Source organism: Olsenella sp. An285 (genome assembly GCF_002159625.1).
GTDB classification, from domain to species: domain Bacteria; phylum Actinomycetota; class Coriobacteriia; order Coriobacteriales; family Atopobiaceae; genus Thermophilibacter; species Thermophilibacter avicola.
In genome coordinates, this window is record NZ_NFIZ01000001.1 from 82,364 (window position 1) to 103,721 (window position 21,358).

The window sequence follows — 21,358 nt, forward strand, 5'->3', positions numbered from 1 at the left end:
CCGGATGTCTGGGCACGACGTTCTTCTCACCGAGGGAGGCGAGCGCACCGCGTCGGCGACGCTCGAGCGGCACCGCTTCTTCGAGCGGCTGCTCGCCGATGCCGGCGTCGACGCCCGGACCGCCTCGGCGTAGGCCTGCCGCATGGAGCACTGCCTCTCCGAGGACTCGTTCCGCAGGCTCGCCGACCGCCTGGCCCCAGAGACCGGCGCCGCATAGGATAGCGCGCCTCCCCACGGCGGCTTTCAGAACGGCCCCTTTTGCCGAACGACAAGAGGGGCCGCCTTCTTGTGGGCATGTGCGCGCCTCGACGGGAGGGGGACGGGGTAGCGCGGCTTTACGGGCGCGGCCCCGTTGCCGGGAGCGCCCGTGGCACCGTTGTCATCGTTGCGGGCCCCGGCGGGACGACGGTCCCCGTAGAGGTGGACGCGGCGGTCGCCGGCGCGCTCGAGGACATGCGGCGCGAGGCGAGGCGGATCGAGCGCAGGGAGGCCCGGCACACGCTCGGCCTCGATGCCATGGGCCCGTCCGCCGCGTCAACCGGACCAGAGTCGGACCCGGGGTTCGCCCTCATGAAGCACTGCCAGGCGGACGAGTTCGTCGCGGCGCTGTCCCGGCTGCCGAAAGTCCAGCTTCGCCGCCTACTCATGCATGCCGTCGTGCGCCTCCCGGTCAGGGAGATCGCCCGTCGCGAGGGCTGCTCCGAGCGGGCGGTGAAGTACAGCCTTGCGCGCGCACGGAGGCGGATGAGGGCCTTGTTGACCGACGGGGATTGAAGGTCGCTCAAGCCCGTTCGGCCCCTGCCCGAACGGGCTTGAGTATCCCGGGGTCAAAAATGATTCGGCTCGGTGACCATGCCGCCGGCAAGCCGCCGCGCGTCAGCGTTCCTAGAACTCCCCCTTGACTTCGTGAACGCCCTCCCTCTCGCCGAATCGACGCCGCCTCCACTCGCTCGGTGCGGTTCCGTATTCCCTCTTGAACGCGGAGGAGAACTTGCTCGGGTTCGCGTAGCCGACGCGCACGGCGGCTTCGGCGACGCGCGCTCCGCTGGCAAGCAGGGCGGCGGCGACCTCCATGCGCCGCTTGCGGAGGTACCCCGCGACAGTGCTCCCGTATGCCCGCGAGAAGTACTGGTTGAGTGTCGCCGCGCTCACACCGAACGCCGACGCTAGCACGCGGGCGTCGTGGGCGCAGTCGAGAGAGCCCTCGAGCTCGTCGTGCACGGCGGCAACGATGTGCATCTGGGCGCGTGTGAGGATGAAGCGGGGTCTGGCGCAGGAGAGGTCGCGACGTTGGAGGCCAAGCAGCAAGCCGAGAACCTCGTAGGTGGCCAGAGCCCTGTCGGGTGCTTCGACGAGGGCGGCGATGCGTCTCATATGCCCGTTGAGCTCGCCGTCGCCGCTGAGCACGGCGGCGCTGCCCGCCTGTCGCGCGATGGCCTCGACGGCATCCTCGTCATCGAGTAGCGAGAAGAGCGGCGATCGAGCGATACGCGTGTTCACGAACACCTCGACGCCCCGGTAGCGTCCCGAGGGGTACCGGAACTCGGCGGGGCGCTCCTGCGAGCAGCTGATGCACACCTCGCCGGCCGAGACCGTCGCCAGACCCCCGCTCGGGACGTCGACCTCGCAGCGGCCCTCGTGGCACAGGTTTATCGTCAGCCATTTGCCCCGCGAGAACGCGGGGAGGGGGACGGACGGGGCCTCTGGGACGTTGGGGCACCGCTCGCACGCGAAGTCGACGTTGGCGACGAACAGGTCGCGCGACAGGGGTCGGCCTCGCATGCACCCGCTCCCGACCGGGTGCGACAGCACCAGCTCGTAGACGCCGTCGGCGTCTTGGGCGAGCTCGACGCCGGAGGCGACGCGCAGGCGCGTCCCCCGGTTGCTCTCCGTATCGGTGAAGGGTGCGTTCCCCATAGGCTATCTCCCGTTCGCGCAGTCCAGCCCCATTCGTCTCAAAAGTTTATTTTATCTAACTTGATGAGATTTGGAGCTGAACCTACATCGCGGAGTTGAGGGGGCATACGTTCCAGGCTTACTTTGGTGGCCGCGGGCGTCATGCCCGTTTAAGGAAAGGAGCGATTCCATGAGACTATGCGATGTGGCGACGGGGCTTTCTGCCCGTATCGCATCCGTATCCGGCGACGACCGGTTCGTCTCGCGCGTCACGGCCATCGGGCTGACGGAGGGATGCGCCGTCGAGGTCCTGCAAAACGTCAAGAACCGGCCCGTGCTCGTGCACGTGCGCGACAGCGACGTGGCGCTCGATCGCGGCGACTGCATGCGCATCGAGGTGGAGGTGGTCGCATGAGCTGCGAGAGATGTGCGGCTTCCTGCCCCGCGGCGGGAGGCGCGAAGGCGCCCGCCGCCCGCAAGGCGGCGGGCGGCGTCACGGTCGCGCTGCTCGGCCAGCCCAACTCGGGCAAGTCGACGCTCTTCAACGGGCTCACGGGGGCGCGCCAGCACGTGGGCAACTGGCCCGGCAAGACCGTGGAGCGGAAGGAGGGGACGTTCGAGCGCGGCGGCACGGCGTTCCAGGTCGTCGACCTCCCCGGCTCGTACGGGCTCGCGGCCAACTCGCCCGAAGAGGAGGTGACGCGCGACTACCTCGCATCGGGCGCTGCCGACATCGTGCTCGTGATGGCCGACGCGTCGCAGCTCGAGCGCAGCCTCTACATGCTCGCCGACTTCGTTGCGGCGTGCCCGGAGCAGCCGTGCCTGCTCGCCCTCAACCTCATGGACGTCGCCGAGAACCAGGGCAAGCGGATCGACGCCGTCCTTATCGCGCGGCGGCTGGGCGTTCCTGTGGTGCCGCTCGTCGCCTCGCGCCCCGAGGGATACGGCGCGCTGCTTGACGCGCTTGCACGCACGGTGCGCGAGCGTTCCGTCGTGGATGGTGCGCGCCTGCGCGAGGGGATCGCTTCCGCCCCCGACACGATCCAGGGCACGGCCGCAGCGAAGTTCGCCTGGATCGAGAGGCTGCTCGACGGAGCGGTGGAGGCGCCCGCGCGCCCGCACGCGCTTTCGCGCTTCGATCGCGTGGTCACGGGCTCACGCTGGTCGAAGCCCATCACCATCGGCATGATCTTGCTCGGGTTCATCCTGGCGTTCGTGCCGGCTATTCCCATCATGATGCTCGGCGGCGCCATCTCGTCGCTCGGGCAGGTCGTGGCGGGCGCGCTCGCGCAGGCGGGCGCGCCCGATGTTCTGGGCAGCTTCCTCGCGGGCGTGGTGTTCAACAGTTTGTGCTTCGGCACCATGATGGTGGGCTACGTCTTCGGCATCAACCTCGTGTTCGGCCTCTACGAGGAGGCGGGCTACATGGCGCGCATCTCCTACGTGTTCGACCACACCATGGCGCGCTTCGGGTTGCAGGGCAAGTCGCTCATGCCCTTCCTCATGTGCCTCGGCTGCACGATGGGCGGCGTGTCGGGTTCGCGCGTCATCGACTCGTGGGGCCAGCGCATGCTCACGGTGATGATGGCCTGGGCCATCCCGTGCGGCTCGACCTGGGGCGTGGTTCCGGTGCTCGCCGTGGCGTTCTTCGGCGTGGCCGGCGCGCCGCTCGTGATCGTGGGCATCTTCGTCGTGACGATTCTCATCATGTGGCTCGTGGGCAGGGTGTTCGGGCCGCGCCTGGTGGCCAAGGGGGAGCGCGCCGGCATGGTCATGGAGCTTCCGCCGTACCATCGGCCGCATCTGGGCAACGTCGCGCGCGGAGCCCTGCTCAAGAGCCGACAGATGTTCGTGCGAGCCATCCGGGTCGTCGCCCTCTTCGCCTTCGCGATTTGGGCGCTTACCTACACCGCGACCGGCAACGTCGAGGGGTCGGTGCTCTACGCGCTCGGTACCGCCATCGAGCCGGTCACGCGCTTCTTCGGCATGGGTTGGCAGACGTTCACCGCGTGGTTGTGCGCCCTCGTGCTCAAGGAGTCCGCGCTCGGGGTGCTCTCGGGGCTCTTCACGGGTGCCGCGACGCCCAACGCCGTGCTCGTGGGCGTCATGACCGGCGCCGCCGCCGCGGCGTCGAACATCGGCGAGGTCATGGCGCAGGCCATCTCGGCTCCCGAGGCGCTCGCGTTCATCTTCGCGTTCACGTTCAACATGCCGTGCGCGGCGAGCGTGTCGGCGACCTGGGGTGAGGTGCACTCGACCAAGTGGACTGTCATCACCGCAGCGTTCTACATCTGCTGCTCGCTGCTGTTGGGGTGCGTCGTTTATCACGTGAGCTCGCTATGCTCCTAGCGAGCGTTGCCCCGCAGTCGCCGCACGACTTCTTCCATATGGTTGGAGTGGCAGATGTAATGAAAGACATCGCCTCAAGAGGTGTTGCCGTGCTCGTGATAGCCCACGATATGGATCTTGTTGCGGAATGCTGTGACAGGATTCTCGTTTTGGAAGATGGGTGCGTCACGAAGGGCAAGGAAAAGGGCGCCCGTAGACGCCCCGTCCCCGAATCCCTTACAGCCTCACGTCCGCCGGCGCGGGGTGCTCCTTGCAGAACAGCTCGACGGGCGTCCTCCCGCCGTCCCCGTACAGCCGCTCGGCGGCCTCGGGGCAGAGGACCCGCAGCAGCTGTGTGATGTCCGCGTCGGCGCGGGCAGGCGAGAGCGTCTCCGTCAGGGGGTCGAACAGCCGCTCGTTGTGGGCCACGCGGTTCCTCACCCGGTTGATGGCCGCGAGGACTCGGTTGAGGTCATTACGGTTGGTGCCCCTCGGCTACGCGGCGTTGAGGTAGGGGATCCACAGGTCGCGCTCGCGGCTGCGGTCGGTCAGGTGCGTCCAGAAGCCCAGCATGAGGTTGGCGATCACCTGGTCGGAGTCGTCGCGATCGTGCGCGTTGCTGCGCGCCTCGGCGACGGCGCGGCGGTTCACGAGGTTCACGTCGCGCGCCTTCCCGCTCTTGCTCATGCGCACGATGGGGCGCAGCACCGGCGACCCCTCGTCGAGCAGCCAGTGGGCACCGCCCCAGCGCTCGCCCATCACGCGGTCGTAGGCGTTGCGCAGCGCGACCTCGAAGTGCGAGATGTCCCTCATGAGCACCTGCCCGAGCGATATGTTCCACTCGTAGAGGTCGAGCGCCCGCTCCACGTCGCCCCCGCAGGCGGCAAGGTACGGTGCGAACCTCTTATGCGAGAGCCAGCGCTCCGCCCACGCCCTCGTGGCGCGCGCATCGTCCGTCGTGGGTTCTGACGAGGGGTTCGTCTTCGGCTCTTCGGCCATGGCTCCTCCAGATAAAAATTTAGACCCGGTGACATGCAAGCAGCGGTCATCCCGGGTCCATCGATAGGTATCTTACCCGCTTTCGCGGAACATAACAAGGGGCTTGCCGGGCTGCCATCATACCATCAACTCTTCCTCTCCCGCCGCGTACTTCCGGCGCCTCAAGATGGATTCCGCGGCCCAGCTCCTCAGGGAGTCCGAGATGAGGGTGGCCGACATCGGGGCCGCGGTGGGCTACGACAGCCCGTCCAAGTTCTCCGCCGCCTTCAAGTCCGTGTGGGGCGTCTGTCCCGCCGACTATCGTCGCACCTTGCAGTAGGGCCGTTGTTTCTGACCATCTGGGCGAACATCGCCCAGATGGAGCTGAAGGCGCCCCTGTCCGACACGATAATAAGCTAAGGTTAACTCTTTTGCGGCCGCGCCGGACGGCGCGGGATGAGGATGTGGTGCTTATGGCCGAGAACGAGAAGTCGGGCAACGGCGGACAGCGCGCCTGGCTGGGCACGCTGCTCTCCTACTCGGGACGATGCAGGGGGAGGATGGCGGGCTCCCTCCTCGCATCGGTCCTGAGCGTCGCCGCGGGGTTCGTGCCCTTCTACGCGGTGTATCGGATCATGGCGACAGCCATGGAGGGGCGGCTCGCCTTCGAGGAAGCGCTGCCCTGGCTCTGCCTGGCCGCGGCGTCTTACGTCGCGAGCAAAATGCTGTTCGGAGTCTCGACGCTTCTCTCCCACGTGTCCGCCTACACCATCTTGGAGACGCTTCGCCGGGACTTCGTCGACAAGCTGATGGGGGCTTCGCTCGGCACCGTGCAGGGGAAGAGCATCGGCCAGATCAAGAACGTCTTCATCGACCGGATAGAGGGGATCGAGGTCCCGCTCGCCCACATGATCCCCGAGCTCTCCGGGTCGACGCTCCTCGCCCTGGGGCTCGCGGCGTGGCTCGTGGCCACCGACTGGCGCGTGGCGCTGGCCTGCCTGGCGTCCGTGCCGATCGGGCTTGCCGTGTTCGCGTCGAGCCTCAAGGAGTTCAACGCCAGGTACGCGGCGTACATGGCCGAGAGCAACCACGTGAACAGCGTGATCGTCGAGTACATCGAGGGCATCCAGGTAGTCAAGGCGTTCAACCAGGCGAGCGACTCGTATCGGAAGTACGCGGATGCGGTGCGAAGCTTCAAGGACTACACGATGGGATGGTTCCGCTCGACGTGGGTCGTCATGAACCTCATGGCAAGCATCATGCCGACGACGCTTCTGGGCGTGCTGCCCGTCGGACTTTGGATGTACTTCGCGGGAGCGCTCTCCCCGTCGCAATTCGCGATGTGCGTGATTTTGGCGCTTGCCGTCGTTGACCCGATCATGAGGTTCACCTCGTTCGTCAACGAGATGAAGTCCATGGAGTACGCCGTCGCGGACACGAGAGAGTTCCTCGACCTGCCCGAGCTCTCCGATCCCGCCGAGCGGGCGCTGCCGCTCGACGCGTCGATCGAGATGAAAGATGTGAGGTTTGCCTACGACGAGGGCGACGATGTCCTCCATGGGGTGTCCCTCGCGATTTCGCAGGGCTCGTTCACCGCCCTGGTGGGCCCTTCCGGCTCGGGCAGGTCGACCATCGCCCGTCTTGTCGCGCGCCATTGGGACGTATGCGGCGGATCGGTCTCCGTGGGCGGCGTGGACGTCCGCGAGATGCCCCTCGACCAGCTGTCCGAACTCGTGAGCTTCGTCGCCCAGGACAACTACCTCTTCGATGCCACGATCCGGGAGAACATCCGTCTCGGTCGACCGCAGGCGACGGACGAGGAGGTCGCCGAGGCCGCCAGGGCTGCTTGCTGCGACGAGTTCGTGTCGAAGCTCCCGCAAGGCTATGACACACAAGCCGGCGCGGCCGGCGGCGCCCTTTCCGGTGGGGAGCGCCAGCGCATCTCGATAGCCCGCGCGATCCTCAAAGACGCGCCGATCGTCCTCCTCGACGAGGCCACCGCGTTCACCGATCCGGAGAACGAGGACAAGATCCAGCGCTCTATCGCGAAACTCTCGGCCGGAAAGACGCTTGTGGTCATAGCCCATCGGCTCTCGACGATCACGGCTGCGGACAACATCATCGTTATCGACAAGGGCTCGATCGTCGACCAAGGGACCCATGACGACCTTCTCGCAAAATGCCCGCTCTACGGGCGCATGTGGAGGGCGCACATCGGGGCGAGGGACTGGGCGGCTGGATCGAGTGGCCAGAAAGGGGGCTCCCGATGATCTAGGCTCTCATGAGAATCGTCCGCTGGACCGGCCCTTACAAGAAAAGACTCATCCTAGGCTGCGTCTGCTCGTTCTTCATGACGTGGGCAACGGCCGCGCCCGTGATGCTCGCGGCCTGGCTGCTCGCCCGTGTTGCGGAGGATGCGCGCGGCATCCAGGAGCTCGACCCGTCGTGGGTCTGGTGGTCGCTTCTGGCGCTCATCGCCTGCATAGGCTTGCGCTTCATCCTGACATACGGGAAGAATCGGTTGCAGGAGTCAATCGGATACGAGGTGGCGCCTGAGGATCGCATCAAGATCGGCAACGTCTTGAAGCGCGTCCCGCTCGGCTATTTCGACGAGGTCAAGACGGGCGACATACTGGCGACGGCGACCACGGAACTGGGCATCTTGGAGCTTCAGGGCATGAAGATGGTCGACGCAGTGATCAACGGCTACGTAAACCTTGCCGCAGTTGTGGCGTTCCTCTTCATCCTCGAGCCGATGGCCGGATTAGCCGCCCTCGCCGGCACCGTCGTATCCTGCCTCGCGCTCACGGCGGTAAACAGGGTCTCGAAGCGCCTGACGCCGAGGGCGCATGCGGAGACCGAACAACTCGCTGGGGATATCGTCGAGTACGTCCGGGGGCTCGGAACGGCGAAGCCGTACGGCCATGGAGGGGCCGCGATGCGGCCCATCCTGGCAACGATAAGGAGGCTGAAGGAGGCACGCATCGCGATCGAGTTCGGCTTCACGCCTCGCAATCTCGTCCACCTCGTTGCGTTCAAGTTGGCGAGCGTCAGCGTCGTGGCGTCTGCCGTGTGGGGATATGCGAACGGCGGCATCGAGCTCTGGATGCTCCTTGCCCTCTGCGCATTCTCGTTCACCGTGTTCTCCGGCGTCGAGCGCGTGAACGATTCCGCCCACATGCTCGGCGATCTCGATGACATCATGAACCGTATCGACGCCATAGAGAACGCCCCCTACATCGATTCCGACGGCCGAGACGTCCCCCTTACTGAGCACGGTATCGAGCTGCGAGGCGTCTCGTTCTCGTACGGTCGCGAATCGGGCGCGAAGGTGCTGTCGGACGTGTCGTGCAGCATTCCGGAGAAGACGACGTGCGCCATCGTGGGCCCGAGCGGATCGGGCAAGACGACGATCGCCAACCTCATGATGCGCTTCTGGGATGTCGACGAGGGCTCGGTCCTTGTCGGGGGGCATGACGTGCGAGAGCTGACCTGCGACGGCCTTCTGAGGAACTTCTCGGCGGTGTTCCAGAACGTCTACCTGTTCAACGACACCATCGAGAACAACATTCGCTTCGGGCGCCCGGGCGCCACGCGCGAAGAGGTCGTCGAGGCGGCGCGCAGGGCGCGGGTCGACGAGTTCGTCCGCGAGCTTCCGGATGGCTACGAAACCTTGGTGGGCGAGGCCGGAGGCGCCCTCTCCGGTGGCCAAAAGCAGCGCATCTCCATCGCCAGGGCGCTGCTCAAGGACGCCCCGATCGTCATCCTCGACGAGGCGACGGCGAGCATCGACCCAGAGAACGAGTCCCTCATACAGGAGTCCCTCTCCGAGCTCACGCGGGGGAAGACGGTGGTCGTCATCGCGCACAGGCTCGCGACCATCGAGCATGTCGACCAGATCCTCGTCGTCGAGGGCGGCAGAATCGTGCAGCGCGGCACGCACGAGAAGCTACTCGGTCAGGAAGGGACGTATCGCCGCTTCGTCGAGATTCGCAGCCGCGCGGAGGGCTGGCGCATAGGCGAGGAGACCGTCGCCGGCGTGAGCGGGGAGGCGATCGATGCTTCATGAGTCGGGCGAAGACTACCTCGAGGCCATCCTCGTGATTCGCCGCCTGCGCGGGTCGTGCCGCAACGTTGACATCGCCGAGCGTCTCGGACGCTCCAAGCCGAGCGTGACGAAGGCGCTCTCGAACCTCGCCGCGGCCGGCCTCGTCCGGATGTGCGGCCACGACGTGCTCCTCACCGAGGAGGGCGAGCGCGCCGCGTCGGCGACGCTCGAGCGCCACCGCTTCTTCGAGCGCCTGCTCGTCGAGGCGGGCGTCGACGCCCGGACCGCCTCGGCGGAGGCCTGCCGCATGGAGCACTGCCTCTCCGAGGACTCGTTCCGCAAGCTCTCAGAGCGCCTGGCGCCAGAGGGCTGAGCAACATGGGCGAGCGAGTCTCCCAACGTGTGGTTTTCAGGGCGGCTCTTTTTCCGGGCGGAGCTGGCAACATTTCAAATGGGATGAAGAACCCCGGTGGGAGGGGCCGCCCAGACGATCAATCCCCACGGACGGCCCCTCCCACCAGCCAATCATACCGCGGGCGCCGCGGGTGCTCCGCGCAAAGGCTCCCCGGTCACCCGCTCTCTCACCCCTCGCGGGAGGCGAGCGAACGCACGGTCTCCTCGTAGCCGCGGAGCCTCTCGAGCGCGTCCCGAGGGACGGCGGCGAGGGGGTACGAGCAGAAGCCCGAGCGGACCGAGCGGCCCGCGAGCTCGACGACGCCCGCGCCGACGAGCGCGCCCGTCGTCGTCGGCCTTGCTCCCCGAGGAGCCGCGCCGGAGCGTCGCGGGGTCAAGGGCGTCTGCAAAGGGCGCCGGGCGCCCGCAACCCCCACCAACCGGAACCGCGCGGAGGTTTGTGCGAGGTTTTGCATGCGCCCTTGAGGCCGCAAAGTGCAGGCGCCACCCGGTCGGCGACGGGCCGACCGCCGCTCCGGCCGCCGGCCGGGCATGAGGGCGCCCGCGCCCCGGCGGGTCGTCCGGGGCGCGGGCGCTCGGGGGTTGGACCTCTTGCGTGGACGAGCCGGTCCGCCCTATCTGAGCAGGACCTCGACCACCGCGACGAAGGCCGCGACCGCCGCGACGAGCAGCGCGACGAGCCCCCACGACCTGGGGTTGCCCCAGTTCATCGCCCAGCCCACGCCGAAGCGCCGGGGCACCACGACGGAGGGGTCCTCGCGGTTCACGTAGAAGACGCCGAGGTGCCAACGCTCGTCGTCGTCGTAGTCGAGTGCGCTCGACGCCGTCATGCGCCGCAGGAGGCGCGACCCCGCCTGCCCGTAGACGAGCGAGACGGCGAGGTTGGGGAGTATCGCGCCGATGATGATCACGACGAGCGCCACGAGGGACTGGTCCGAGCTGACCACGCCGGCGAAGGCGAGCGGCATGATCGCGATCGACATGGTGATCACGAGGCCCGTGACGAGCAGCGCCGCGCTCTGGGCGCGGGCGAACGCGCCGTAGGCGATGGCGGAGGCGACGGGGTGCTCGGGCGAGGCCGGCCGGCGGCTCCTCAGGATCTGCCAGTGCGACGCGGTGAGGCAGAGCGCCATGAACGCCTGGACGGCGAGCGGCATGGCGATGACCTGCCAGCCCTTGGCCATCCAGTCGTCGACCGCGCCCGCGGCGTCGAAGTGCACGGGCACCGGGTCCGGCATCGCGGGGTAGAGCGCGAGCGCGAGGGCGAGCGTCGCCAGGATCACGGGCACATAGAGAAGATTCCACGCAAGCGGGAGCGGGCGGGGCGCGTTCGCCTCGGAGGCGCCGACGACGACGGCGAGCCGTGCCGCGCGCGTCTCCCAGCCCTCGGCGCGCTTGATCGCCTGCACGCGGGCGCGGAAGGCGAGCATGAGCGCGAAGCCCGCCGCGACCGGCACGCACACCACCGCCGCCATCGCGAGCGGGAACGTGGAGGAGAGCGCCAGGGTGGCGACGGCGGATGCGGCCGAGATGGCGAGGACGCTGGCGAGAAAGACCCGCCGCATGCGCTGGATGCGGGGGTCTGCCTGCGCCGTTTCCGGCACGCTCACCGCGAACGCCTCGCGCCCGCGGGTGAGCCAGGGCGTCGCGGCGACGAGGCAGCCGGAGAGGAAGGTGATGAGCGCCATCGACGCGTTGGTGACGAGTGCTATGAGGTCAGGCGACATGTGCGCTCCCTAGTCCAGGTTCTGTGCGGCGCGTTTGGCGGCCGCGAGAAATGCGTGCCGGGTGCCGCCGGACGCCTTGAACTCGGTGGCGAGCTTGGTAAGGGCCGCTTCGAGCGCGGCCTCGCCCATGCCGGCGGCGGGGTCGGCGGGGGCGTCCGCCACGTAGGCGCCGCGCCGGCCGAGCATGATGACGTAGCCCTCGTCGCGCAGCGTCGCGTAGGCCTTGTTGACGGTGTGCAGGTTGATGCCCAGGTCCTCGGCGAGCGAGCGCACGGAGGGCAGGGCGTCGCCGGGGCGCAGCTCGCCCGAGGCGATACCCGCGATGACGGCGTCGCGCAGCTGCAGGTAGAGCGGGGCGTCCGATAGCTTGTCGACGGTGATGACCATGGCGTGCCCGTTTCCGAAAATTGTTCTATATGAACTATAGCAAATGGAGCAGATGAGTGGTAGCATGCCGTCAACTGTTATAGCTGAGCTATAGCAGAACTAACAACTGGAGGCGTCAGGAGGAACCATGGAAACGCCCGTCCTCGATGTGAGCCGCTACCGGAAGGAGTACCGGGGCAAGGTCGCCGTGAGCGACCTCTCGCTCGCGGTGGCGTCCGGCGAGATCTGCGGCTTCATCGGCCACAACGGAGCCGGCAAGACCACGCTCATCCGCTCGGTGGTGGGGGCGCAGCCGCCCACGTCCGGCACGGTCCGCGTCTGCGGCCGCGACGTCTGGCGCGAGCCCGTGGCGGCCAAGCGCCTCATGGCCTACGTGCCGGACAACCCCGACGTCTACGACTTCCTCACCGGCGCGCAGTACCTGGACCTGATCGCGGACGTCTTCGGCGTGGGCGCGGAGGAGCGCCGGCGGCGCGCGGGCGAGCTCGCGGCGCGCCTGGAGCTCGCGGACGCCCTCGGCGAGCCGGTCTCCGCCTACTCCCACGGCATGCGCCAGAAGCTCGTGCTCACAGGCGCGCTCCTGCACGACCCGGCGCTTTTGGTGCTGGACGAGCCCTTCGTGGGCCTCGACCCCTCGGCCTCCCACGAGCTCAAGGCCATCCTGCGCGAGCGCGCCGACGCCGGCGGCGCGGTGTTCTTCTCGTCCCACGTGCTCGAGGTCGTGGAGCGGCTCTGCGACACCGTGGCGGTGATCCGCCGCGGCGAGCTCGTGGCCTCCGGCCCCACCGACGAGGTGCGCGGCTCGGCCTCGCTCGAGGACGTGTTCCTCGAGCTCGTGGACGAGAGGGACGCCGCCATCCCGTCGCGCCGCTAAACCTGTTCTCAAGACCAAGGAGGAACAGCCATGAAGTCCGCAAAGACCCACATCGTCGCCAGCACCGCCCTGTGCGCGCTCACCCTCGCCGTGACCCTCGCCGCCCGCGGCATCCTGCCCGAGCAGGTCCCCATGCAGTGGGGCCTCACGGGCGAGGCGAGCTCGTTCTGGCCGCGGGACGCCGTGGTGTTCGGCGTGCCCGCCGCCTGCGTCGCGATCGGCCTCCTCGTCTCGGCGAGGCTCGCGGGCAGGGGCGAGGGGCGCGCCGCCATGTACTACATAGCGCCCGCCGTCGCGCTCCTCGCGACCGCCGCCACCGTGTTCCTGGGGACGAGGTGATGGCGATGCCCGCCCTTCGTCCTGGTCGTGCGCTCCGCCCGCTGCTCTCGCTGCAGGCGCGTTCGCTCCTCTACGGCCTCGGCTTCCGGGGCGGGAGGGGCCGTGCGCGGCTGCTCGGCGCCGCGGCGCTCGTCGTCCTGCTTGCCGGCATGGCGGTGGCCTACATGTGGTTGCTCGGGAGCAGCATGGTCGCCGTTGGCGCGGCCGGGGCAATCCCGGCGCTCGCTGCGCTTGCGGGCTCGCTCGCCGCGGTTGCGCTCGTGTTCGTGAAGGCCCCGGGCACGGTGTTCGGCTGCCGCGACTACGACCTCGTGGCGGCGCTGCCGGTGAGCGTGCGCACCGCGGTGCTCGCGCGCACGGCACCGCTCTATGGTTTCGGCATTGCGCTTTCCGTGTTGCTGTCCGCCCCGCTCTACGTGGCGTACTTTTTGGCGATGCCCGTGAGCCCGCTCGGCGTTGTGGCCGCCGCGCTCTGCTCCGTATGCGCGCCGCTCGCGCCGGCGGCGGTGGCCACGCTCTTGTCGCTTGCGCTCACGTCGGTCGCGGTGCGGTTCCGGCACGCAGGGGCGGTGCAGCTCGTGCTCACGGTGCTCGTGGTGACGGGCGTCGTCGTCGGGTCGCTCGCGCTCGGCGGCGCCTCTTCGGGGGCGGATGACGCCGCCGCCCTCGCCGCGATGGGCGACGTCGCGGGCGCGCTCTCCGCGGCCGCGGCCTCCGCCTACCCGCCGGCCGCATGGGCGGCCTCGGCGATGGGCGAGGGCTCGGCTGCGGGCTTTGCCGCCTTCGCCGCGCTCTCGCTTGCGCTTCCGGCGCTCGTCACGGGGGCCCTCGCGGCGCGCTACCCGTCGGCGAACGCGGCGGCGACCTCCGGGCCGCACCGCCGTGCGCATGCGGTCGCGGCGTCCCGCTCGGCCGCGAGCCCGCTGCGCGCCCTCGCGGTCAAGGAGCTCCGCCGCATCGGCTCCATGCCCTTCTACGCGATGAACAGCTGCGCGGGGCTCATCCTCATGGTCGTGGCCGCGGGCGCGGTCGCGCTCTTCGGCGCGGATGCGCTCCTCGCCTCGGGAGTCATCAACGGCGTTCAGCTCGACGCGCGGGCCGTCGCGGCCCTGCGCGTCCAGGTCGACGCGGCGCTTCCGTGGGTCTTCGGTTTCTGCGGTGCGATGTCGCTCACCGCCGCCCCCTCGGTCTCGCTCGAGGCGCGCGCGAGCTGGCTCATGCTCACGGCGCCGGTGGGCGCCGGGACCGTGCTCGGCTCCAAGCTCCTCGCCAACCTCGTGCTCGGCGGGGTGGCGGTTGCGGCCTCCGCCGTCGCGCTGCTGGCGGGCGGCATCGCTCCGCTCCTGGTGCTCCAGTGCGTCGTGACGGCTGCCGGCATGCTCACGGGCTTCGCGGCGCTCGCGCTCGCCATCGACGCCTCGCGCCCCAACCTCTCCTGGACCACGCCCGCCGAGGTCGTCAAGCGCGGCCTGCCCATGATGGTCGGGGCGCTCGGCGGGGCCCTCGCCTCGCTCGGCCTCGGGCTCCTCTCGACGACCGCCGCCGGCTCCCTCGGGGCCGCACCGGCGGTCGCGATCAACCTCGCCGCCCCCGCCGCCTGCGCGCTCGCCGGCCTCGCCGCCCTCCGCGCGGCCGCCCGCCGCGGGCTCCCGGGCCCCGGCTGGGGCGAGTGACGCCGGTGGGAGGGGCCGTCACGAGAAGTCCCCACGGCGGCCCCTCCCCGGAGCCTCCCGCGAGCGGCGCAGCTTCGACGGAAGACCCTGTTCCGCAGTTCAGATGGCCTGTAAACCACTTTATACTGCACCGTGGGCGCCCCTCGGCTACGTTCGGGGTGTCGGAGAGACCGCGAGGGATGGGGGAGCGCGCATGGACGTCGGCAACCAGATCAGGGAGCGCAGGCAGCGGCTCGGGCTCTCCCAGGACGAGCTCGCACGGAGGCTCTACGTGAGCCGCGTCACGGTGAGTAGCTGGGAGACCGGCAAGACCCTGCCCGACGTCCAGAGCATGCTCCTGCTCGCGAACCTCTTCGGCACCACGATCGACGAGATGGTGAGAGGGGACGTGGACGAGATGCGCGAGATGGTCGAGAAGAACGAGCAGCAGAGGAAGGCCTTCGCGATAGCGCTGGGAGCGGTCGAGGTCACCATCATCGCCGTGCTCGCCATTATGGCGACGGCGGGGAGAGACGACCTGGATTCGGCGCTGCGCCTGCTGCTGGCGGTGCTTGTGCTGGTGTCCGCCGTGGTCGTCCTCGTTGCGCGGCGCCAGGAGGGCGGGTGCGACGCCAGGAGCGCGGCCGAGCTTCTGGGGGCTGCGTCTGGCGACCCTGTGGAGGCGGCGCGGGAGAGCGCCTCCGCCAACGCCATGCGGCTGGTGCTTCAGGTCTTCGTGGGGCTTGCCGTGGGCATCGGCGTGCTGGTGCTGGGCGGTCTGCTGCTTGACGTGCGGGATTTCACCGGGCTTGCGGCAGCCGTCGGCGTCGCTGCCGCGCTGGTGGCGGCGCGGATGCTGGGTCGCTACGCCCGCCCGACGTGGGCGGCCGCCGTCCTGCCTGCGCTCTGGGTCGCGGGCGCCGTCGCCCTTGGCGCGGCGACGGGCGGCCTTGGCTCTCCTCGCGACTGGTTCGCCGTCGCGGGTGGAGCGGTCGTGCTCCTCGCGTTCTGGGCGATCGGGCGGAAGCGCCGCAATGCAAGCGGTGTATGAGTTCTCACTCACTACTTCTTAGCAGCCAATCAATCGCGTTAACGACCTGGATGCCATCCTCCGTCGTGCCGAGACCAAACCGGTCGAGGGTTATCACGCGCCGAGGAAACGCGTCGGTGATGGCGCGCAGGGGCTTGAGTTCGCGCTCGCGTGTTGCCGGGTCGAGCATGGTCGCGCAGACCTGGACGTAGAAGACCTCGTCATTTCTTCTCGCCACGAAGTCAACCTCGCCCACCCTCAGCGTCCCCACCTCGACGGTGTATCCCCTTCTTGTCAGCTCGTTGTGTACGACGTTTTCCAGCTGGAAGCCCGTGTCTTCGGCCGAGAAGTGCGTCACGAGGTTCCGAAGCCCCTGGTCGACAGGGTAGATCTTGCGTTGCGGCGCAAGGAGCTGCTTGCCCTGCAACCCCGTCTGCGATGTCTCCGAGATGACGTAAGCTTTTTCAAGCGCATCGATGTAGTTATCGATGGTTTCGGAGCTCGTTTTTCTCCGCGCGCTCGCTAGGGCACCGACGACCTTGTTGGTGGAGAAGAGGTTGCCCGCCGTGGCAAATAGATAGGTGATGAGGCGCTGGAGCAGGGCGACGTCGCGCAGCTTGAGTCGGCGCGCAACGTCGTTCAGGACGACGGTGTCCATGATCGAGGAGAGCTCGCGGGAGATGCTCTCAATCGAACGGTCTCGCAGCGTGAATAGGCTGGGCATGCCACCGAAGCGCAGGTAGTCAGCGAAGGCCGCTTCCTCGGAGCCATCCATGTCGAAGGCCTTGCGAAACGCAAGGTATTCCTCAAACGAGAGGGGGTGGACCATCACGCTTGCCTGACGACCGGAGAGCAGCGTCGCCAGATCTGATGAGAGGATGTGCGCATTGGAGCCTGTGATGTAAACGTCGGTGCCGGGACGGGTATGCAGACGCCTGACCACGCGCTCCCAGCCCTCGACCTCCTGGATCTCATCAAGGAAGACGTACATCGTTACGGTTGGATTTGCCGCCTTGAAGGCCGTCTGGAGGTCTGACATGAGGTTTTCCGCCGACTGCTCAAGGGGGAGCCCGAACTCGTCAAAGCGGCGATAAAAGATGTTCTGAGGTGCAACGCCGTCCGCAAGGAGTCGATCCCGAAAGGCGGCGAGCATCGTTGATTTTCCGCAGCGGCGGACTCCCTGGAGCACCTTGACCGGTTCTGTTTCGCGGAGCGAGTCGAGGATACGCTGGTAGCGGGGACGATTTATGCGTCGGGGATGCAGGTCCATATAGGCCTCCTCTTCTTGTTTCGAGTATACCTGAAACTATGCACGAATACGTCCTAGATTTCAGTTACACCTGAAATTCCGGCAGCGCTGACAACTGCGTGGGCTCTATCGGCTTTGGGTACCCGCCTGGGTCGCGGCCCCCATGCACCACGCCAGCGTGGCAGCCGCCTACGAGGCCATTTCATCGAGTGCACGGCTCATGAAGGGCGGGTGTGGGCCACCGGGGCCTGTCAGAGTCCTGCCGATGTCGACGCTGGGGGCATACATCTTTATGAGGGTGCCATGTCGGCTTCAGTGGTATGTGCCTCTCAAATCCGGAATGCACTCCAGATTTGAGAGGCACATGAGCGCCGGTATAAAACGTACGACGATGCGCCCATAACATCTGAGATGACGCCTGCGTCACTTTATCTCATCGCATACACGCGGATGCGCCTGAAGGACTCGAAACAGGTGCCGTCTGGCCGCCCGGCCATCTTCAGCGTACGTCGCACCACCTCGTCGCGGAAGGCCGCGCGCTCGCTCTTGGGAAGCGCAGCAAGGAAGGGAACGATGCACGGCTGGTCAATCCAGGCGACCATCGCCTCTGCCGTGGGGAAGACTTGGTCGCGGACAAGATCGGTTACCTCGAGCCTGGAGAAGCCGGCGTCGGCGGCCATAGTTTCGTAGGTGTCGCGTGACGGCATGAACCACGGCCATGTGAAGTCCTGAAAGAGCTCCGACCAGGGTTTGGCGCTCATGACCTCGCGGATGACCGAGAAGAACGTCTGGCAGTTGCCCTCACCGGCGAAGTCCCACAGTATGCAGCCACCGCTCCAAAGCGCCCCATGTGCCGCCGCGAGCAGGGCATCGTGGTCGTGCACCCAGTGAAGCGCGGCGTTTGAGAACACGACGTCGAACTCGTTCTCGAAGCTCATGTCCGTGATGTCCATGAGGGAAAAGCCGAGATTGTCCGCCTGATGGTGGGCTCTGGCTGTAGCGACCATACCCTCAGAGGAGTCAATCCCAAGGACCGAGCCCGCGGGTACGAGCCTAGCGAGCCGCTCCGTGAGCGCGCCGTCGCCGCACCCCAAGTCGAGCACACGCTCGTTGCCCTTGAGGTCAAGAAGGGACATGAGGTCGCCGCCCCACGCACGCTGATGGGCGGAGGCCCGCTCGTACCTCTCGCCGTCGAAGTCATAGGACGCCATAGGCTCCCCCTTTCTTTTCTGCCCGCTGGACGCATGCGTCCAGTATGTGTTCTCAAGCTTACCTTCTCGCCAGAGTTTGATGGCGGGCATACGGGGTGGGTGAGGGGCGGAGAGCGCGGTGCTCGAGCTGCAACTGGAAAACCCGGAGGGCCCTGCCCGACGTCCAAATCATTCTCCTGCTCACGAACACGTGCAGCCTGCCGCTATTGCCGCGATCGCAGGCCCCTTAGCCCTGGGGGAACCTCCCGCGGGGCGCCCCCTGGTCTCCGCGCGTCCATGTGCCCCCTGCGGGTACAATCGCCTCAGATATCCCCTCCCGAGGAGGCGCGCATGACGACGGACCTCTAGCCGATGACGCCTGACGCTTTCGCTATCGGATGGAGGGACAGCTATGTCGAGAATCAGGGAGATGCTGCCCGGCGAGTACGGGCTGCTGGACGAGTTCCTGTACCAGGCGATCCACACCGAGCCGGGCGAGCCGCGCCCGCCGCGCTCCGTGACCGCGGACCCGGCGCTGCGCGCCTACGTCGAGGGCTTCGGCCGAACCGGCGACGTCGCCGTCTGCGCCGAGGAGGGCGGCGAGGTCGTGGGGGCCGCCTGGGCGCGCCTCATGCGCGGCTACGGCTTCGCGGGGGACGGCGTGCCGGAGCTCGCCGTCTCCGTCCTGCCGGGCCATCGCGGCCGCGGGCTGGGGGCCGCCTTGCTCTCCTCCCTCATCGAGCGGTGCTCAGAGCTCGGCTACCCCGCGCTGTCGCTCTCGGTGCGGCGCTCCAACCCCGCCGCACGCCTCTACGAGAGGTTCGGTTTCCGAGAGGTCTCCGGCGACGACGGGGAGGCCGTGATGGTGCCGCCGCTCGGCGGGCGTGACGAGAGTGCCCGAGGGGGAGCCCCCTTCAAACGGGCGCGCGCGGCCGCCCTGCGGGTGCTGACCGCCCCCGGCCTCGCCGGGAGGGCATACCTCCAGGGAGGTCTCGTGCCCTGGGTCGCCTCCGGGCGCGACTCCCTTCGTCCAGGCTCCTACCGCTTCGTTATCTTATGAGCGCGTCCGGAACCGCGATTCACCCCTCGCAACCGTAACTGATTCTCATCATGGTGGTGTCATCTGTTATCAAGTGGGTACAATACATAGCAAATATCAACATATTGCTGGAGGTCACTATGAGTTCACAACTTGCTACGCGCGTGGAGGACGCTGAGGCGGAGCGCTTCCGCGAGACGACAAGGCTTCTGGGCACCACGCCGGCGGATGCGATGCGCATCTTCGTGTCTGCTTTTAATGCCCATCGGGGTTTTCCGTTTGAGGTGCGGCTGCCTGAGCCCAAGATCGAGGCCTTCGCAACCGAGCAGGAGGCGGCGGACTTTTCCGACCGACTTGCCCTGAGGATGATGAGTGATGCGCGGTGAGATTTGGACGATGCGCGACGATCTTTACGCAAGCAAAGCTCGTCCGGTTGTCATCGTGCAGAGCGACAGCGTTGCTGGGTTCGACTCCATTGTCCTCTGCTTGATGACGACCTATGAGAGTTCGGGAATGCCGACGAGAGTCCGCGTCGAGCCCTTCGCTCAAAACGGACTTGAGCGCACGAGCTTTGTCATGGCTGACAAGATCGCTTCGGTGAGTCGTGGCATGCTGGGCAAGAGGATTGGCGTTTTGGAGCGTGACCGGATGGACGAGGTGACGGCAAAGCTCGCCATGGTCTTGGACATCTCATAAGCTGTAGTCGTGAGGTATGGGGGAGGTGTCCTATGGATTCTTCGCGCATAGACGCCCATCTGCTCTCGCGCCCCGGCGCCACGAAGGCCCTCCACGAGAAGTGGGGCTGGATGGTGTACTGGGTTGGCGACAGGCAGTTCGCCTGCGAGTTCACTGCCTCGCCCGACGCCAAGCCGCCCTACGCGGGGCGCCACCTGCTCTCGCTCAAGTGCGACTCCGACCGCATCCTGGAGCTGCGCGCGGAGCATCCGGGCGCGGTTCTTCCCGGCTACTACTCCGACGGGCGCACGTGGGTCTCCGTCGACCTGGACGCCAACCTTCCCGAGGGGCTCGTGCTCGACCTCTGCGACATGAGCTACGACCTCGTCTTTGCTAGGCTGCCCAAGCGCGTGCAACGGGAGGTCGCCGGCGGGTAGCCGTGCAACGATCTGTTGCTCGACGGGCGGCCCGGCCTCCGGGACAATGGGCGAGAAGGACCCAGACGAGAGGAGCCCCCGATGATCATGCTCAAGGACGCGCTCGCCCGCCTGCGCCGCGAGCGCGGGCTCACCCAGGAGGAGCTGGCGCGTCGGCTCTACATCACGAGGCAGGCGGTGAGCCGGTGGGAATGCGGAGCCACCGAGCCCGGCATCGACATGCTCAAGCTCATCGCGCGCGAGCTGGACGTCCCCGTAACGGAGCTCCTCGACATGCCCGAGCACTACTGCCAGAGCTGCGGCATGATGTTCACCGGCCCCGGCCAGCACGGTCATGAGGCGGACGGTTCCGAGGCCGAGGACTTCTGCCGATGGTGCTACGACGGGGGCGCCTACACCTACGAGACCACGATGGACGAGATGATCGAAGACTGCGCGCCGCGCATGGCCGAGGCGATGGGTTGGACTGTGGACGAGGCGGCGTCGCTTTTGGGTGCGGTGCTGCCGACGCTTCGCCGCTGGCGTGAGGTCGCCGAGAACGAGAAGACCTACGGCGAGGAGACGCGCGCGGCGTACGGCGACGAGGTGGTGGATGCCGCCAACAAGAAGTACCTGGCGATGGGCGAAGCGGCTCACCTACAGGCGGAAGAGCTGGCGGTCGCCATCAACGAGCAGCTGCTCCGTGCGATGGAGGCGGGCGACCCGGCGGGCTCCGAGGCACGCAAGCTCGTGGCGATGCACGCCCGCTGGCTGCGCATGTACTGGCCGGAGGGTACCTACACACCCGAGGCGCACAAGGGTCTGGCGGAGGGCTACATTTCAGACGAGCGATTCCGCGCCTACTACGAGCAGGTGGCGCCCGGTGCCACGCAGTTCCTGCGCGACGCGATCCGCGTGTGCGCGTGATCGTCTTGCGTGGCTGTCTTTAGGGTTGCCTGCATCAGTACATGTGGGAAACGGGTAGTATCGGATCACACTTTGAGCGATCGCCGCAGATGAGCTCGTCGCGGGCCTTGCCACGATGGCGGTGCGCTTCCCGCTGCGCGGGTTGAAGCAACAGGATTGGCTGGTAAACGTTCCGCTCTACGTCGTCAA

Annotated in this window: 25 protein-coding genes; 17 read left to right on the plus strand and 8 right to left on the minus strand. The window is 67.5% G+C overall.

The window, feature by feature from the left end:
- Positions 1-4 precede the first annotated feature (4 nt).
- Together B5F79_RS11245 and B5F79_RS00360 are read left to right on the plus strand one after the other, a co-directional pair.
- Complete coding sequence (locus B5F79_RS11245; protein WP_275083307.1) at positions 5-133, plus strand: iron dependent repressor, metal binding and dimerization domain protein; 129 nt, start codon at positions 5-7, stop codon at positions 131-133.
- A 125-nt stretch (positions 134-258) separates the two neighbouring features.
- Positions 259-774, plus strand: a complete 516-nt coding sequence (locus B5F79_RS00360) for a sigma-70 region 4 domain-containing protein (protein ID WP_143786190.1) — start codon at positions 259-261, stop codon at positions 772-774.
- 111 nt (positions 775-885) lie between these two features.
- Here B5F79_RS00360 and B5F79_RS00365 read toward each other — a convergent pair whose 3' ends face one another.
- The gene (locus tag B5F79_RS00365; protein WP_087216929.1) at positions 886-1,917 is read right to left on the minus strand and encodes a helix-turn-helix transcriptional regulator; all 1,032 of its coding nucleotides are present in this window, start codon (positions 1,915-1,917) and stop codon (positions 886-888) included.
- A gap of 169 nt (positions 1,918-2,086) precedes the next feature.
- Here B5F79_RS00365 and B5F79_RS00370 point away from each other — a divergent pair, with 169 nt between their 5' ends.
- Both B5F79_RS00370 and feoB read left to right on the plus strand, forming a co-directional pair.
- Complete coding sequence (locus B5F79_RS00370) at positions 2,087-2,311, plus strand: FeoA family protein (protein ID WP_019128997.1); 225 nt, start codon at positions 2,087-2,089, stop codon at positions 2,309-2,311.
- The gene (feoB, locus tag B5F79_RS00375; protein WP_087216930.1) at positions 2,308-4,245 is read left to right on the plus strand and encodes a ferrous iron transporter B; all 1,938 of its coding nucleotides are present in this window, start codon (positions 2,308-2,310) and stop codon (positions 4,243-4,245) included. The genes B5F79_RS00370 and feoB overlap by 4 nt, the downstream gene beginning before the upstream one ends.
- A 216-nt stretch (positions 4,246-4,461) precedes the next feature.
- Here the strand turns inward: feoB and B5F79_RS00380 are convergent, their stop codons facing one another.
- Both B5F79_RS00380 and B5F79_RS00385 read right to left on the minus strand, forming a co-directional pair.
- Positions 4,462-4,653, minus strand: coding sequence for a hypothetical protein (locus tag B5F79_RS00380; RefSeq protein ID WP_087216931.1), 192 nt, complete (start codon positions 4,651-4,653; stop codon positions 4,462-4,464).
- 66 nt (positions 4,654-4,719) lie between these two features.
- On the minus strand, positions 4,720-5,223 hold the full coding sequence (locus tag B5F79_RS00385; RefSeq protein WP_087216932.1) for a hypothetical protein: 504 nt from the start codon (positions 5,221-5,223) through the stop codon (positions 4,720-4,722).
- A 103-nt stretch (positions 5,224-5,326) separates the two neighbouring features.
- Here B5F79_RS00385 and B5F79_RS00390 point away from each other — a divergent pair, with 103 nt between their 5' ends.
- The 4 genes from B5F79_RS00390 (at position 5,327) to B5F79_RS00405 (ending at position 9,623) form a co-directional block, all read left to right on the plus strand.
- Positions 5,327-5,542, plus strand: coding sequence for a helix-turn-helix domain-containing protein (locus B5F79_RS00390; RefSeq protein ID WP_275083312.1), 216 nt, complete (start codon positions 5,327-5,329; stop codon positions 5,540-5,542).
- 133 nt (positions 5,543-5,675) lie between these two features.
- A complete protein-coding gene (locus B5F79_RS00395; RefSeq protein WP_087217134.1) occupies positions 5,676-7,472 on the plus strand; it encodes an ABC transporter ATP-binding protein in 1,797 nt (598 codons plus the stop codon).
- An 11-nt stretch (positions 7,473-7,483) separates the two neighbouring features.
- Positions 7,484-9,271 (plus strand): ABC transporter ATP-binding protein, encoded by a 1,788-nt coding sequence (locus B5F79_RS00400; RefSeq protein WP_087216933.1) that lies wholly within the window; start codon positions 7,484-7,486, stop codon positions 9,269-9,271.
- Positions 9,261-9,623 carry a metal-dependent transcriptional regulator gene (locus tag B5F79_RS00405; RefSeq protein WP_087216934.1) on the plus strand — a complete coding sequence of 121 codons (363 nt, stop codon included), beginning with the start codon at positions 9,261-9,263 and terminating at the stop codon, positions 9,621-9,623. The genes B5F79_RS00400 and B5F79_RS00405 overlap by 11 nt, the downstream gene beginning before the upstream one ends.
- A 208-nt stretch (positions 9,624-9,831) precedes the next feature.
- Here B5F79_RS00405 and B5F79_RS00410 read toward each other — a convergent pair whose 3' ends face one another.
- The 3 genes from B5F79_RS00410 to B5F79_RS00420 all read right to left on the minus strand — a co-directional run bounded on the left by B5F79_RS00410 (position 9,832) and on the right by B5F79_RS00420 (position 11,778).
- Positions 9,832-10,041 (minus strand): hypothetical protein, encoded by a 210-nt coding sequence (locus tag B5F79_RS00410; RefSeq protein ID WP_143786191.1) that lies wholly within the window; start codon positions 10,039-10,041, stop codon positions 9,832-9,834.
- 237 nt (positions 10,042-10,278) lie between these two features.
- Positions 10,279-11,391, minus strand: a complete 1,113-nt coding sequence (locus B5F79_RS00415) for a DUF1648 domain-containing protein (RefSeq protein ID WP_087216936.1) — start codon at positions 11,389-11,391, stop codon at positions 10,279-10,281.
- Positions 11,392-11,400: 9 nt separating this feature from the next.
- A complete protein-coding gene (locus B5F79_RS00420) occupies positions 11,401-11,778 on the minus strand; it encodes a GntR family transcriptional regulator (RefSeq protein WP_087216937.1) in 378 nt (125 codons plus the stop codon).
- Between the two features lie 127 nt (positions 11,779-11,905).
- Between B5F79_RS00420 and B5F79_RS00425 the strand changes: the two genes are divergently transcribed.
- From B5F79_RS00425 to B5F79_RS00440, 4 genes are all read left to right on the plus strand, one after another.
- On the plus strand, positions 11,906-12,652 hold the full coding sequence (locus B5F79_RS00425; protein WP_087216938.1) for an ABC transporter ATP-binding protein: 747 nt from the start codon (positions 11,906-11,908) through the stop codon (positions 12,650-12,652).
- A 30-nt stretch (positions 12,653-12,682) separates the two neighbouring features.
- Positions 12,683-12,991 (plus strand): DUF1648 domain-containing protein, encoded by a 309-nt coding sequence (locus B5F79_RS00430; RefSeq protein ID WP_087216939.1) that lies wholly within the window; start codon positions 12,683-12,685, stop codon positions 12,989-12,991.
- A 5-nt stretch (positions 12,992-12,996) separates the two neighbouring features.
- Entirely contained in the window at positions 12,997-14,664 is a 1,668-nt protein-coding gene (locus B5F79_RS00435) for a hypothetical protein (protein ID WP_087216940.1), read from the plus strand.
- Between the two features lie 193 nt (positions 14,665-14,857).
- Positions 14,858-15,694: a helix-turn-helix transcriptional regulator gene (locus B5F79_RS00440; RefSeq protein ID WP_087216941.1), complete on the plus strand. Its 837-nt coding sequence runs from the start codon at positions 14,858-14,860 to the stop codon at positions 15,692-15,694.
- 4 nt (positions 15,695-15,698) lie between these two features.
- On the opposite strand, the gene B5F79_RS00445 is transcribed toward B5F79_RS00440, so the two are convergent.
- Together B5F79_RS00445 and B5F79_RS00450 are read right to left on the minus strand one after the other, a co-directional pair.
- Positions 15,699-16,943 (minus strand): ATP-binding protein, encoded by a 1,245-nt coding sequence (locus B5F79_RS00445; RefSeq protein WP_087216942.1) that lies wholly within the window; start codon positions 16,941-16,943, stop codon positions 15,699-15,701.
- Positions 16,944-17,350: 407 nt separating this feature from the next.
- Complete coding sequence (locus tag B5F79_RS00450) at positions 17,351-18,133, minus strand: class I SAM-dependent methyltransferase (RefSeq protein ID WP_087216943.1); 783 nt, start codon at positions 18,131-18,133, stop codon at positions 17,351-17,353.
- A 391-nt stretch (positions 18,134-18,524) separates the two neighbouring features.
- Between B5F79_RS00450 and B5F79_RS00455 the strand changes: the two genes are divergently transcribed.
- The 5 genes from B5F79_RS00455 (at position 18,525) to B5F79_RS11080 (ending at position 21,169) form a co-directional block, all read left to right on the plus strand.
- Positions 18,525-19,172: a GNAT family N-acetyltransferase gene (locus B5F79_RS00455; protein ID WP_087216944.1), complete on the plus strand. Its 648-nt coding sequence runs from the start codon at positions 18,525-18,527 to the stop codon at positions 19,170-19,172.
- 119 nt (positions 19,173-19,291) lie between these two features.
- Positions 19,292-19,537: a type II toxin-antitoxin system RelB/DinJ family antitoxin gene (locus B5F79_RS00460; protein ID WP_087216945.1), complete on the plus strand. Its 246-nt coding sequence runs from the start codon at positions 19,292-19,294 to the stop codon at positions 19,535-19,537.
- On the plus strand, positions 19,527-19,847 hold the full coding sequence (locus tag B5F79_RS00465) for a type II toxin-antitoxin system PemK/MazF family toxin (protein ID WP_206390931.1): 321 nt from the start codon (positions 19,527-19,529) through the stop codon (positions 19,845-19,847). The genes B5F79_RS00460 and B5F79_RS00465 overlap by 11 nt, the downstream gene beginning before the upstream one ends.
- Positions 19,848-19,879: 32 nt before the next feature.
- The gene (locus B5F79_RS00470) at positions 19,880-20,263 is read left to right on the plus strand and encodes an MmcQ/YjbR family DNA-binding protein (RefSeq protein ID WP_087216947.1); all 384 of its coding nucleotides are present in this window, start codon (positions 19,880-19,882) and stop codon (positions 20,261-20,263) included.
- Positions 20,264-20,344: 81 nt separating this feature from the next.
- Entirely contained in the window at positions 20,345-21,169 is an 825-nt protein-coding gene (locus B5F79_RS11080) for a TipAS antibiotic-recognition domain-containing protein (RefSeq protein WP_206390933.1), read from the plus strand.
- Positions 21,170-21,358 lie beyond the last annotated feature (189 nt).

What these genes read in the sequence shown, in the direction of transcription:
- B5F79_RS00440 (WP_087216941.1), top strand. Translation starts at nt 14,858, where the DNA reads ATGGACGTCGGCAACCAGATCAGGGAGCGCAGGCAGCGGCTCGGGCTC.
- B5F79_RS00365 (WP_087216929.1), bottom strand. Translation starts at nt 1,917, where the DNA reads ATGGGGAACGCACCCTTCACCGATACGGAGAGCAACCGGGGGACGCGC.
- B5F79_RS00370 (WP_019128997.1), top strand. Translation starts at nt 2,087, where the DNA reads ATGAGACTATGCGATGTGGCGACGGGGCTTTCTGCCCGTATCGCATCC.
- B5F79_RS00400 (WP_087216933.1), top strand. Translation starts at nt 7,484, where the DNA reads ATGAGAATCGTCCGCTGGACCGGCCCTTACAAGAAAAGACTCATCCTA.
- B5F79_RS00450 (WP_087216943.1), bottom strand. Translation starts at nt 18,133, where the DNA reads ATGGCGTCCTATGACTTCGACGGCGAGAGGTACGAGCGGGCCTCCGCC.
- B5F79_RS00465 (WP_206390931.1), top strand. Translation starts at nt 19,527, where the DNA reads ATGCGCGGTGAGATTTGGACGATGCGCGACGATCTTTACGCAAGCAAA.
- B5F79_RS00460 (WP_087216945.1), top strand. Translation starts at nt 19,292, where the DNA reads ATGAGTTCACAACTTGCTACGCGCGTGGAGGACGCTGAGGCGGAGCGC.
- B5F79_RS00435 (WP_087216940.1), top strand. Translation starts at nt 12,997, where the DNA reads ATGCCCGCCCTTCGTCCTGGTCGTGCGCTCCGCCCGCTGCTCTCGCTG.
- B5F79_RS00425 (WP_087216938.1), top strand. Translation starts at nt 11,906, where the DNA reads ATGGAAACGCCCGTCCTCGATGTGAGCCGCTACCGGAAGGAGTACCGG.
- B5F79_RS00420 (WP_087216937.1), bottom strand. Translation starts at nt 11,778, where the DNA reads ATGGTCATCACCGTCGACAAGCTATCGGACGCCCCGCTCTACCTGCAG.
- feoB (WP_087216930.1), top strand. Translation starts at nt 2,308, where the DNA reads ATGAGCTGCGAGAGATGTGCGGCTTCCTGCCCCGCGGCGGGAGGCGCG.
- B5F79_RS00385 (WP_087216932.1), bottom strand. Translation starts at nt 5,223, where the DNA reads ATGGCCGAAGAGCCGAAGACGAACCCCTCGTCAGAACCCACGACGGAC.
- B5F79_RS00405 (WP_087216934.1), top strand. Translation starts at nt 9,261, where the DNA reads ATGCTTCATGAGTCGGGCGAAGACTACCTCGAGGCCATCCTCGTGATT.
- B5F79_RS00455 (WP_087216944.1), top strand. Translation starts at nt 18,525, where the DNA reads ATGTCGAGAATCAGGGAGATGCTGCCCGGCGAGTACGGGCTGCTGGAC.
- B5F79_RS00430 (WP_087216939.1), top strand. Translation starts at nt 12,683, where the DNA reads ATGAAGTCCGCAAAGACCCACATCGTCGCCAGCACCGCCCTGTGCGCG.
- B5F79_RS00445 (WP_087216942.1), bottom strand. Translation starts at nt 16,943, where the DNA reads ATGGACCTGCATCCCCGACGCATAAATCGTCCCCGCTACCAGCGTATC.
- B5F79_RS00470 (WP_087216947.1), top strand. Translation starts at nt 19,880, where the DNA reads ATGGATTCTTCGCGCATAGACGCCCATCTGCTCTCGCGCCCCGGCGCC.
- B5F79_RS00395 (WP_087217134.1), top strand. Translation starts at nt 5,676, where the DNA reads ATGGCCGAGAACGAGAAGTCGGGCAACGGCGGACAGCGCGCCTGGCTG.
- B5F79_RS11080 (WP_206390933.1), top strand. Translation starts at nt 20,345, where the DNA reads ATGATCATGCTCAAGGACGCGCTCGCCCGCCTGCGCCGCGAGCGCGGG.
- B5F79_RS11245 (WP_275083307.1), top strand. Translation starts at nt 5, where the DNA reads ATGTCTGGGCACGACGTTCTTCTCACCGAGGGAGGCGAGCGCACCGCG.
- B5F79_RS00415 (WP_087216936.1), bottom strand. Translation starts at nt 11,391, where the DNA reads ATGTCGCCTGACCTCATAGCACTCGTCACCAACGCGTCGATGGCGCTC.